General features: G+C 41.7%; 10 protein-coding genes. 7 read left to right on the top strand and 3 right to left on the bottom strand.

All coding sequences use genetic code 11. The features are described from left to right. Positions 1-3 precede the first annotated feature (3 nt). Positions 4-1,884, bottom strand: coding sequence for a signal peptide peptidase SppA (gene sppA / locus RDV63_RS09325; RefSeq protein ID WP_313909228.1), 1,881 nt, complete (start codon positions 1,882-1,884; stop codon positions 4-6). Between the two features lie 229 nt (positions 1,885-2,113). Between sppA and RDV63_RS09320 the strand changes: the two genes are divergently transcribed. Beyond that, complete coding sequence (locus tag RDV63_RS09320; protein WP_313909227.1) at positions 2,114-4,132, top strand: NADPH-dependent 2,4-dienoyl-CoA reductase; 2,019 nt, start codon at positions 2,114-2,116, stop codon at positions 4,130-4,132. Between the two features lie 141 nt (positions 4,133-4,273). Next, entirely contained in the window at positions 4,274-4,831 is a 558-nt protein-coding gene (locus RDV63_RS09315) for an NAD(P)H nitroreductase (RefSeq protein WP_313909226.1), read from the top strand. Between the two features lie 111 nt (positions 4,832-4,942). On the opposite strand, the gene asnS is transcribed toward RDV63_RS09315, so the two are convergent. Next, positions 4,943-6,343, bottom strand: coding sequence for an asparagine--tRNA ligase (gene asnS / locus RDV63_RS09310; protein ID WP_313909225.1), 1,401 nt, complete (start codon positions 6,341-6,343; stop codon positions 4,943-4,945). Between the two features lie 102 nt (positions 6,344-6,445). Between asnS and RDV63_RS09305 the strand changes: the two genes are divergently transcribed. Then, complete coding sequence (locus tag RDV63_RS09305) at positions 6,446-6,823, top strand: hypothetical protein (protein ID WP_313909224.1); 378 nt, start codon at positions 6,446-6,448, stop codon at positions 6,821-6,823. A 14-nt stretch (positions 6,824-6,837) separates the two neighbouring features. Here the strand turns inward: RDV63_RS09305 and bioA are convergent, their stop codons facing one another. Continuing rightward, positions 6,838-8,112, bottom strand: a complete 1,275-nt coding sequence (bioA, locus tag RDV63_RS09300; protein ID WP_313909223.1) for an adenosylmethionine--8-amino-7-oxononanoate transaminase — start codon at positions 8,110-8,112, stop codon at positions 6,838-6,840. 106 nt (positions 8,113-8,218) lie between these two features. Between bioA and bioB the strand changes: the two genes are divergently transcribed. From bioB to bioD, 4 genes are all read left to right on the top strand, one after another. Further along, positions 8,219-9,259: a biotin synthase BioB gene (gene bioB / locus RDV63_RS09295; protein WP_313909222.1), complete on the top strand. Its 1,041-nt coding sequence runs from the start codon at positions 8,219-8,221 to the stop codon at positions 9,257-9,259. A gap of 61 nt (positions 9,260-9,320) precedes the next feature. Next, positions 9,321-10,499, top strand: coding sequence for an 8-amino-7-oxononanoate synthase (locus RDV63_RS09290; RefSeq protein ID WP_313909221.1), 1,179 nt, complete (start codon positions 9,321-9,323; stop codon positions 10,497-10,499). Further along, a complete protein-coding gene (gene bioC / locus RDV63_RS09285) occupies positions 10,483-11,271 on the top strand; it encodes a malonyl-ACP O-methyltransferase BioC (RefSeq protein ID WP_313909220.1) in 789 nt (262 codons plus the stop codon). Before RDV63_RS09290 ends, bioC begins: the two co-directional genes overlap by 17 nt. Then, the gene (gene bioD, locus RDV63_RS09280) at positions 11,261-12,004 is read left to right on the top strand and encodes a dethiobiotin synthase (RefSeq protein ID WP_313909219.1); all 744 of its coding nucleotides are present in this window, start codon (positions 11,261-11,263) and stop codon (positions 12,002-12,004) included. Before bioC ends, bioD begins: the two co-directional genes overlap by 11 nt. Positions 12,005-12,063 lie beyond the last annotated feature (59 nt).

The following is a 12,063-nucleotide window of genomic DNA, read 5'->3' as shown; positions in this document are numbered from 1 at the left end:
GTGTCAGTTAACTGTGCAACTTACACAATAAGAATAAATGCCATTTGGATCATTAAACTGGTTTAATAACACAAAATCTTGTTTTAACTGCTTAGTTAATTTATTTAATATTAAGCGCTCATTGCTGATCTGAGCTTGCGGTAACCAAGCTGCAACTTTAGCTGAGCCAAAAATATCATTAATCATTTTTTCAGCAGGTGTTAACTCTTGTTTTAATACAGTAACGTCATAGTGGCTTAAGCCAGCTTTTTCTGCAGCAGCAGCTACCGCATCGTTAAAGTCACCTAGTTTATCAACTAAGCCTAGTTCTAAGGCTTTGCTACCTGTCCAAACACGGCCTTGGGCTACGGCGTCCACTTCAATGTTGGTCATATTTCGATTTTGAGCAACCATAGTTAAAAACTCGGTATAGCCACGTTCTATTAATAGCTGGAACACATCTTTAGCTTTAGGTTCTAAGCCTTTAAACAATGGTAAGCCAGCTGAAAGACCTGCTAACTCAGTTGTACCTACACCATCAACATTTAAGCCTAAAGTTTTCATGGCGTCTTCAGCAGTGTGCAATAAACCAAAGATACCAATTGAACCAGTTATAGTAGTAGGAGAGGCCCAAATTTCATTACTAGGCGCTGCAATCCAATAGCCACCAGAAGCCGCAACAGCGCCCATAGAGGCTATGACAGGCTTACCTGCTTGGCGTAACAAAGTGATTTCTTGGCCGATAACTTCAGAAGCAAAGGCACTACCACCTGGGCTATCAATACGTAATACAACCGCTTTAACTTTATCATCATGACGAGCACGTCTTAATAAGGCTGCAGTTGAATCTCCACCAACAGTTCCGGCTTTAGCTTGACCATCAACAATCATGCCTCGGGCCACTACTACAGCAACCTTATCTGTAATAGGATTATCTATAGTATGTTTTGGAATGACTAGGCTAGCATAGTTGTTATAAGTGACATTGTTATAAGTATGTTTGTCATTTTCGCCGACGATGTCGATAATTTTATTACGAAACTCTTCACGTGTTTGAATATTATCAACAAAACCATTATTTAATGAGTATAGGCTAATATCACCATCAGCTGCTTGTAACTTAGCTAAGATAGAATCATAAGTGTCATCAAAAGTATCAAGAGTAAAATCACGACGGGCTGCAACTTGTTGCTTATAGTCAGACCATAATGCATTTAACCACTCACTATTTGCTTCTTTAGCTGCATCGGACATATCGTTACGCATAAATGGCTCTACGGCCGACTTATAAGTGCCAACCCGAAATACATGAGTATTAATTTTTAGCTTTTCTAAGGCGTTTTTATAGTACATAGGGTAGCTACCAAAGCCTTCTAGTATAACGGCACCCATAGGGCTTAGACTAATTTCATCGGCATAACTAGCTAAAAAGTACTGGTTTTGGCCAAAGTAGGCGCCATAAGCAAATACTTTTTTACCCGCAGCTTTAAATTCTTCTATTGCTAAGCCAACAGTTTTTAATTTATCCATAGAGCCACTGCCTAATGAGGATAAATCTAACACCATAGTTTGAATACGATTATCGGTAGCAGCATGTTTTATCACTTTTACTACATCACGTACTAATAGCTCGGGAGCTTCTTCTTGGCCACCTAAACTTTCTGTAATGGCGGCGGAGATAGGATCAGTCCAACGCTTTTCTTCAACCAGATCCCCGGTTAAGTTTAAAATTAACGCTGAGGTTGCCGGTACTTGTACTGATTCTTTATCACTAAATATTGCTACGCCAATACCTATAACGATAACAATAAATAAGATATTTAAGACTATACTTCTAAAGCCACGATAAATTCTTGCTATAGGTCGAAATAAACGACGAAGCAAGCCTGGTTTTTTTTCTGCCATGGTAAATTTCCATTAGTTCACTAATAATTATGACTATGCTAACGAATTTCTAATTAAAGGCTAAGCTGAATTTGTAAGTAAATGTATTAATCTTAACTTTTAGTGCTTAACTTTTAATATAAAATCAATAGTTACTATTAGTTACTAGCACAATCGTCTGGCTTGCTTAAACAGCATAAAGCAGATAAAGTTTGAGTTATATTAGACAGGTACGACCAGAGAGGCTTATGTGGCATACGAAAAACTATTACAACCACTAGAACTGGGGTTCACCACTTTACGTAACCGAGTCATTATGGGCTCTATGCACACTGGACTTGAGGAAGAGAAACAAGGCTTTGCCAAGCTGGCTGCTTTTTATGCCGAGCGGGCTAAAGGCGGAGTAGGTTTGATTATTACTGGCGGTATCAGCCCAAACTTTCGCGGTAGTTTAATTCCTTTTGGCAGCCAACTAAGTTTTTGGTGGCAGGTTAGTAAGCATAAGCAGGTAACAGCTGCCGTGCATCAGCATGATGCTAAAATTTGCTTACAATTATTACATGCTGGCCGTTATGGTTATCATCCTTTTAGTGTTGCACCTAGTAAAGTTAAATCACCTATCACGCCATTTTCACCTTCTGCTATGTCTAAACGACAGATTAACAATACCATTAAAGATTTTTCTCATGCTGCCAAATTGGCTAAAAAAGCGGGTTATGATGGCGTTGAGATTATGGGCTCTGAAGGTTATTTAATTAATCAGTTTATATGTGAGCGCACTAATCAACGCCATGATGAATGGGGCGGCAGCTTTGCTAATCGCAGCCGTTTTGCTAAAGAAACAGTGCAGTCGGTTAGAGAGCAGTGTGGACCTGACTTTATTATTATTTACCGTTTATCCATGCTCGATTTGGTTGAGAATGGCAGTAGCTATGAAGAAGTAGTTTGCTTAGCCAATGCGATTGAAAAAGCAGGTGCAACTTTAATTAATACCGGTATTGGCTGGCATGAAGCCCGAGTGCCTACAATTAGTACTAGTGTACCAAGAGCAGCCTTTACATGGATAACAGAACGTTTGCGTAAAGAGGTAACTATACCCGTTATTGCCACTAACCGCATTAATGATCCCCAAGTTGCAGAAGATATCTTAGTCAGTGGTCAAGCGGATATGGTGTGTATGGCTAGACCGTTTTTAGCCGATGCCGACTTTGTTAATAAAGCCGCGGCTGATCAGGCAGATAGAATTAATACTTGTATAGCCTGTAATCAAGCTTGTTTAGACCATGTGTTTAAAAACAAACGCGCCAGCTGCTTAGTTAACCCGCGGGCTTGCTATGAGACAGAGCTTAACTTCCCCATGACTAAACAACGTAAAAAGCTAGCTGTAGTAGGCTCTGGTCCTGCCGGCTTGGCCTTTAGTGTTTATGCTGCTGAGCGTGGCCATGAAGTACAGATTTTTGATAAAGCGGCCCAACTTGGCGGCCAATTTAACTATGCTAAGCAAATTCCGGGTAAAGAAGAGTTTTACGAAACCTTACGTTATTTTGAACGTATGCTAAGTCTTCACGCTATTAAGGTACATTTAAACAGTGAGCAAACTGCTGATAGCTTAGCCGAAGCGGGTTTTGATGAAGTAATATTAGCAACAGGCATAGTCCCTAGGGACATAGGCTTAGCTGGCAGCGATCATGTTAAAGTGCTTAGTTACTTAGATGTGCTACGGGATCATAAACCTGTAGGTCAGCATGTGGCTATTATTGGTGCTGGTGGAATAGGCTTTGATGTTGCTGAATACCTAAGTGAACCACAGTCTTTAACCCTGCAGCCTGATGCTTGGTTAAAAGAGTGGGGAATTGATAAATCATATCAAGCAAGGGGGGCTTTATTGCCCGATGCACCTGCGACTTTGTCGGAACGTAAAATATATTTATTACAACGCAAAACTAGCAAAGTAGGTGGTGGTTTAGGAAAAACAACTGGCTGGATCCATCGATTGTCATTAAAGAAAAAAGGCGTCGAAATGATTGCTGGAGCGAGTTACCTTAAAGTTGACGACCATGGCCTTTGGGTTGAAATTGAAGGTAAAGAACGCTGTTTAAATGTTGATAATGTAATTATATGTGCCGGTCAAGAACCACAGCGCGACTTAGTTGCAGGTTTAACGGCTAAAGGTATTAAGCATCATTTAATTGGTGGTGCTGATGTAGCTGCCGAGCTAGATGCGAAGCGGGCAATTCGCCAAGGTGCAGAGCTTGCCGCTATTATTTAACTGTTCGGCTCTAAGCAGTTTGCTGTTTAAACCAGCAAACTGCTTGATTACACAGCAACTACATCTTAAGAAGATAGAATCTAATGTCAGTCCAAGATAAATTTGCTAGGCTTTAGCTAGCTTACTTCTTTGAGGTTTTTTATGGATGCTTTAACCCTACTTACTAGTCGTTATTCTTTGACTCGCTTAACCGAACCTGCTCCGCAAGGTGAAGTACTAGATAATATTAAACGTGCTGCTTTGCAAGTTCCTGATCATGGAAACTTGCGACCTTGGCGCTTTATTATTGCCCAAGGCCGCGAAGCCTTATTAAAATTAGGTGATATCTTTGTTGAAGCTGCAGTAGAAGATAACCCAACTACCGCTGCAGAAATTTTAGAACGGGCAAGGCAACTACCGCTTAGAGCGCCTATGGTCATTATTTGTATTGCTAAAGTTACCGAGCATGCAAAAATACCTGTGCTAGAGCAGCATTACTCTGCCGCTTGCGCTGTAATGGCCATGCAACAAGCGGCATTTGCTCAAGGTTTTGCTGGTATTTGGCGTACGGGCGCATATGCTCAGCTAGACTATGTTAAACAAGCCTTAGAGTTGGCAGAAGAAGATGAAATTGTTGGTTTTTTATATTTAGGCACAGCAAACGCTGAACCAACTAAACGTCACCCTGTTGTAGTAGACGATTATTTTAGCGAATTATAATAAGTAGTTATTTTAATTCGCTATAAAAAAAAGCGCTGCTAACTAATGCTAACAGCGCTTTTTTAACACTTAACACTTAACACTTAACACTTAACACTTAACACTTAACACTTAAAAGTCAGCATGGCCTGGATAACGTGGGAAAGCAATCACATCACGGATATTGCTAACACCAGTAACGTAAGAGACTAAACGTTCAAAACCTAAGCCAAAACCAGCATGGGGTACAGTGCCATAACGACGCAGGTCACGATACCAGCCATAATCTTCTTTATCTAAGCCCATTTCAGCTAAACGTTTATCAAACTCTTCTAAACGCTCCTCACGCTGACTACCACCGATAATTTCGCCGATCCCCGGCGCTAATACGTCCATAGCTGCGACAGTTTTGCCATCTTCATTTAAGCGCATATAGAAAGCTTTAATGTCTTTAGGGTAGTTTTGCATAATGATAGGGGCACCAACATGCTCTTCAGCTAAATAACGCTCATGCTCTGATTGTAAGTCCACTCCCCATTCCACAGGGTAGGTGAATTGTTTACCGCAATTTTTTAAGATTTCAATAGCGTCGGTATAATCCATACGGACAAACTTAGAATCAACTAATTGTTGTAAACGGCTAATAGCAGTTTTGTCGATCCGTTCAGCAAAGAAGGCCATATCGTCAGCACACTCTGTTAACACCGCTTTGCAGACATACTTCAACATATCTTCTGCTAATTGCGCAATATCTTTTAATTCAGCAAAAGCGATTTCTGGCTCTATCATCCAAAACTCAGCTAAGTGCCGGCTAGTATTAGAGTTTTCAGCACGGAAGGTTGGGCCAAAAGTATAGATTTTAGACATGGCACAGGCATAGGTTTCACCGTTAAGTTGGCCTGATACTGTTAAAAAAGTTTCTTTACCAAAAAAGTCTTCGCTGTAATCCACTGCGCCTTTATCGGTGCGAGGTAGGTTTTCCAGATCTAAAGTACTAACACGGAACATTTCACCGGCACCTTCAGCATCAGAGCCAGTAATGATTGGCGTGCTAATCCAGTAATAGCCTTGTTCGTGGAAAAAGCGATGTACCGCTTGAGCTAAGCAATGACGAACCCGAGTAACAGCACCAGTAATATTAGTCCGTGGCCGTAAATGGGCATATTCACGCAGGTATTCCATACTATGACGTTTAGGCGCCATAGGGTAGCTTTCAGGGTTTTCAACCCAACCAACAACTTCAACCGTGCTAGCTAAAACTTCAAAAGCTTGACCTTGGCCTTCTGATTCCACAACAACGCCAGTAGCAATAACAGCACAACCAGAGGTAAGGTGTTTAATTTCTTCTGTATAATTTGGCAGTTCAGCGGGTACAACGGCTTGCACTGCATCAAAACAGCTACCATCGTGAATGGCTAAAAAAGAAATACCGGCTTTAGAATCGCGGCGTGTGCGGATCCAGCCTTTAACGGTGATTTGCTCACCTGCGGCATAGCGGCCTGCTAAAACATCTTTAATCACGGCGTGGGTCATGCAACAAACTCCAAAAGGTGTAAACTTAGCTAATAAAAGGAAAGCTGTAATGATACTTAGCCATACGCTTAACACAAGTAAAACTTGAAAAGGATAGCAAAATTGGACCTACATACTTTAAATATAAAACCAAAAGACAGGCGTACTGGACCAGATTTAGTTTGTCGCCTGTTTGCTTGGCTAGCTATTGTTGGTTGGTTGTTATTTTTAGTCTGTCTAGTTATTACCCATTATGCTAGCCCAGAAATGGATTCGGGTTTGGTTCGTTATTGGCATATTGATATAAGAACCTATTGGCGGCCCACGTTAACCTTTTGGCTAGAATGGTTATTATGGGGCTGCGTGTTATTAAGCAGTATTAGCTTAGTGCTTAATTGGTTTCGATTAAAACGCCGTAGCGATCATTTGCACTTCAATATTATTTTGCTGTTATTAACCAGCTTAGGCTTTTTATTTTATATTTTGCGCCAGCAATTATAGCAAGTGTTAAGCGGCTAATCTCTTAATACAGCCAACATGGCTGATGTTAATTTAGTTAATTGATCTGCTGTAATAATAAAAGGGGGCATAACATAAATTAAGTTATTAAATGGCCGGATCCACACCCCTAATTCAACAAAGCGTTGCTGTAGTTTGGCAACATCTACCTTGTTGTGCATTTCTATTACACCAATAGCGCCAAGTACTCTAACTTCTTTTACGCCTGGGCCTTGTTTGCACTGGGCTAATTCAGTCTTAAGTTGTTGCTCTATGGCTGCTACCTGCTGTTGCCATTGACCTGTGGCAATAATATCTAAGCTCGCGCTAGCAACCGCGCAAGCTAATGGGTTAGCCATAAAAGTAGGGCCATGCATTAAGCCTTTTGCATCACTTAAGCTAATGCCATCTGCCACTTCATCACTGCATAAAGTGGCTGCAAGGGTTATATAGCCGCCACTTAGGGCTTTACCTACACACATAATATCGGGCTGAATTTGGCTATGCTCGCACGCAAACAACTTACCGGTGCGGCCAAAGCCGGTGGCTATTTCATCGCAAATTAACAAAACCTGGTATTGATCACATAAAGCTCTGGCTGCTTTTAGGTATTCAGGATGATAAAAGCGCATGCCACCATAACCTTGAACTATAGGTTCTAAAATTAAGGCGGCTATTTGCTGGTGCTCTTGTTGTAGTAATTGCTGCAACGGTTGCATGGTACTAACATCAAAGTAAGTGTCATGAAAAGCACATTGTGGTGCGGGTAAAAAGTAATGTTGGGCGAGCACATCGTTAAACATGCCATGCATACCATCTACAGGATCACAAACGGCCATGGCGGCAAAAGTATCGCCATGGTAGCCCTTGCGCAGGCTAATGAGCTTTTGTTTACTTTTGTTGCCTTTACCTTGCCAATATTGCAAGGCCATTTTTATTGCTACTTCAACAGCAATAGAGCCGCTGTCGGCTAAAAACACCTTAGTTAAATTAGTTGGCACCATGGCTAAGAGGCGCTGACAAAGGTTAACCGCACTAGGGTGAGTAATACCGCCAAACATAACATGAGCCATTTTGCTAAGTTGCTCTGTAACTGCAGCATTCAGTGCAGGGTGGTTATAACCATGCACGGCAGACCACCAAGACGCCGTGCCATCAACTAATTTCTGGCCATTTTCAAGTTCAAGCTCACAGCCGTTAGCGGCAACCACAGGATAAACTGGAAGTGGATCTATCATAGAAGTGTAGGGATGCCAGATGTGTTCACGATCAAATGCTAGATTTATGCTCATTTATTAACCTATAGTAAAGTTTTGCTTGCTTGTTAGATTGACAACGGGGCGACGGGCGCTAGACTAGCGAAAAATAATCATAACCTCAATCTTAATAGGGATTTTTATGACAGCTACCGTGCGCCATGACTGGACACTTGAGCAAGTTAATGCACTTTATGCTTTGCCATTTAACGATTTATTATTTCAAGCCCAAAACGTTCATCGGCAACATTTTAATGCCAATGAAGTGCAAATAAGCACTTTGTTATCAATTAAAACGGGTGCATGTGCAGAAGACTGTAAATATTGTCCGCAAAGTGGCCACTATAATACGGGCTTAGAGCGCGAGCGTTTAATTGAAGTTGAAAAAGTGCTGCAACAGGCACAAGCGGCTAAAGACCAAGGTGCAAGCCGTTTTTGCATGGGGGCAGCTTGGACTAACCCTAAACAACGCGATATGCCCTATATTATTGAAATGGTTCGCGGTGTTAAAGCTTTAGGTTTAGAAACCTGTATGACCTTAGGTATGCTAACCGACGAACAAGCCGGTACCTTAGCAGAAGCAGGCTTAGATTATTACAACCATAATTTAGATACTTCGCCTGAGTTTTATGGCGAAATAATTACTACTCGTACTTATCAAGATAGATTAGACACCTTGTCGCATGTTCGTAATGCTGGCATGAAAGTATGTTGTGGCGGTATTTTAGGCATGGGCGAAACGGCAAATGATCGCTCGGCGTTATTAATGCAATTGGCTAATTTACCTGAGCACCCGCAAAGTGTGCCTATTAATATGTTAGTTAAAGTAGCAGGTACACCGCTTGAAAATGTTGAAGACTTAGATGATTTTGAGTTTATTCGTACTATAGCCGTTGCCCGTATTATGTTACCGCAAAGCCATGTTCGTTTATCTGCTGGTCGCTCTGGTATGAATGAACAGATGCAGGCTTTATGCTTTTTAGCCGGCGCTAACTCTATTTTTTATGGCGATAAGTTACTGACAACAGATAACCCAGAATCTGATGCCGATATGCAGCTCTTTAAAAAGTTAGGCATTAACCCTGAGCGTCGCCATGATGTCTCTGATGAGGCACATTCGCTAGCCTTAGCTGATGCCATTAAAGAGCAGCATACTGCGCCTTTATATCACGCGGCGAAATAAGATGTGGCTAAAGCCTGTGTTAGAGACGGTACTGGGTCATTGTTATGGGTAGTTGTTATAAGTGAAGATAAAACTAGAACAATTACAGCAGGCGTTATTACAGCGAGAGGCTTTGCAACTTAAGCGAACGCCTGTCACCTTAGCGCGCTATCAGGGCCGCATGCTGACTGTTGCCAGTAAAGATTACTTAAACTTCTCTGGCAATGATTACTTAGGCTTAGCCAATGATCCTAAAGTATTGCAAGCTTATGCCGAGGGTGCTTTGCAATATGGCGCTGGCAGTACCGGCTCGCCGCTAATTACGGGTCAACATAGTATTCATCAGCAATTGAATGATAGCTTATGTGACTGGTTAGGCTTTGAACGTACCTTGTTATTTTCATCTGGCTTTGCTGCTAATCAAGCAATGTTAATGACACTAACAGACAAAGATGATCTATTGCTATTAGATAGATTAAGCCATGCCTCATTAATTGATGGCGCAATACACAGTAAGGCAAGCTTTAAGCGTTTTGGTCATAATGATCTTGCAGCCTTAACTAAGCTATTGCAGCGTTATAACAGTGAGCAGCAAAACACTATGGTAGTCACCGAAGGTGTGTTTAGTATGGATGGTGATACGCCAAATTTAGCGGCAATGGTACAGCTTTGTCAGGATTATAATGCGGGCTTACTACTCGACGACGCTCATGGTTTAGGCGTATTAGGTGATCAAGGCCGTGGCAGTGCGGCCGAGCAAGGGGTCGCGCCTTCAGCTTTATTTTGCACTATGGCTAATTTTGGTAAGGCCATAGGGGTAGGCGGGGCCTTTATTGGTGCTAGCAAAACGGTTATAGATTATTTAGAGCAGTTTGCACGGCATTATGTTTATAGTACCGCCTTATCTCCCGCGCTGTGCGCCGCTGTATTGGCTAGCGTTAATTTATGCAGAACTGAACAGTGGCGGCGAGATAAGCTGCAGCAAAACATTCAGTTATTTCGGCAGTTAGCCCTAGCTGCTGACTTGCCAATACTTGCGTCAAATACGCCAATCCAAGCTGTAGTAGTTGGCTGCGCTGAAAAGGCACTACAACTTAGTTTAGCATTAAAACAACAGCAAATATGGCTAACAGCTATAAGGCCGCCAACCGTTGCTACAGGCAGCTCAAGGTTACGCGTTACGTTAAATTGCATGCATCAAGCTGATGATATAAAACAACTTGTTAATAATTTAAGAAAGCATTATGACTGTATTACCTAAGCCTATATATCAGGATTTAATTGCTCAGCGCTTTGGCAAGGCAAGAGATAGTTATTTTGCTGCAGCACGCTTACAGCAGCAAGTTGCCCTAGATGCTCTAGCATTTTTACCCACTAGCAACCAAGGCCATTTATTAGATTTAGGTTGTGGCCCTGGCTGGTTACATCCTAGGTTTTCTGATTATTGTCAGCGTTTAACTGCGGTAGATTTAAGCCTAAATATGTTAGAAAAAGCCGCTGAGTTAGCCTTGGCAGACAATTATTTGCAAGCAGATGCAGCCAGCTTACCGCTGGCTGATAGCAGTATTGATACTGTTTTTTCCAGCTTGATGTTGCAATGGTGTCGCAAGCCTAGCCAAGTAATAGCGGAAATACAGCGAATATTAACTAAACAGGGCCAACTAGTTATTAGCACCTTAGTGCAAGGCTCGCTAGATGAATTACGCCAAGCTTTTGCTACCTTAGATGATGCTAGCCATGTTAATGCATTTTTACCTGCCGAGCTGTTAATAGCCCAGTGCCAACAACTAACCGGCATCAATTGGCAGTTTAAACAGCTTAATTACCCCTTATATTATGACGATGTTATAAGTTTAGCCCGAGAGTTAAAAGCCTTAGGTGCTAACCAAGTAGTAGGCAATAAACGCTTAGGCCTTACGGGTAAAAATTATTGGCAACAACTAGGTCATGCTTATGAGCAACATAGAACTGCACTGGGTTTAAAAGCCAGTTATCAAGTGTTATTTATTTATGGCCAAAAACATGAGCAGTAAAACTATCTTTATTACCGCAACCGACACCGATGCGGGCAAAACCTATGTTAGTACCTTGTTGCTACAGGGGCTTAAGCAATTAGATTACCAAGCTATAGGCGTAAAGCCGCTAGCGGCAGGTGGTAATGAGGCTGGTTATAATGAAGATGCTTTATTATTACAGCAGCATTCTGGTAACGCGTTACTGTATTCGACTGCAACAGGTGCTGCGTTACCTTATAGTTGGTTTAATCCTATTTACTTACCACAAGCAGTTGCCCCGCATTTAGCTGCCAAGTTAAATCAGCAAGCTATTTGTGAGCAAACACTTAATATTAGCTTACAGAGTTGGCAGCAACAGCAAGCTGATCTCTGTGTTATTGAAGGCGCTGGCGGCTGGTTATTACCTCTTAATAATCAGCGCTACTTAGCTGACTGGGTGGCTGATAATCAGTTACCAGTTATTGTTGTGGTTGCCATAAAACTAGGCTGTTTAAATCACGCTATGCTGACCATAAGAGAGATAGCGCGCAGTGGTTGTAAAATTGTCGGTTGGGTAGCAAATTGTGTTGATCCGCAGATGTTATTATTAGAGCAAAATATTGCCGACCTACAACAGCGTATTGCCCAACCATGTTTAGCCGTACTCCCCTTACAAACTAAAGCTGATAACTTAAATTCAGCTCAGCAAGCCAAGCAATTAGCCAGTGCAGTTATGACGGCTTTAACTGCACTGGCTAATGAAAAATACTAGCTAAACTATTTGAAAACACCTCACGCGCCCCCATATTAAGTACAGTTCTGGATTTTTAA

This window comes from Rheinheimera sp. MMS21-TC3, from assembly GCF_032229285.1.
GTDB lineage: Bacteria > Pseudomonadota > Gammaproteobacteria > Enterobacterales > Alteromonadaceae > Alishewanella.
Note: the sequence above shows the minus strand (reverse complement) of the source record. Positions and strands in the feature narration are given on the sequence as shown.

Coding starts and splice junctions, on each gene's coding strand:
- sppA (WP_313909228.1), bottom strand. CDS start 1,884: ATGGCAGAAAAAAAACCAGGCTTGCTTCGTCGTTTATTTCGACCTATA.
- RDV63_RS09315 (WP_313909226.1), top strand. CDS start 4,274: ATGGATGCTTTAACCCTACTTACTAGTCGTTATTCTTTGACTCGCTTA.
- asnS (WP_313909225.1), bottom strand. CDS start 6,343: ATGACCCACGCCGTGATTAAAGATGTTTTAGCAGGCCGCTATGCCGCA.
- bioA (WP_313909223.1), bottom strand. CDS start 8,112: ATGAGCATAAATCTAGCATTTGATCGTGAACACATCTGGCATCCCTAC.
- bioB (WP_313909222.1), top strand. CDS start 8,219: ATGACAGCTACCGTGCGCCATGACTGGACACTTGAGCAAGTTAATGCA.
- bioC (WP_313909220.1), top strand. CDS start 10,483: ATGACTGTATTACCTAAGCCTATATATCAGGATTTAATTGCTCAGCGC.
- bioD (WP_313909219.1), top strand. CDS start 11,261: ATGAGCAGTAAAACTATCTTTATTACCGCAACCGACACCGATGCGGGC.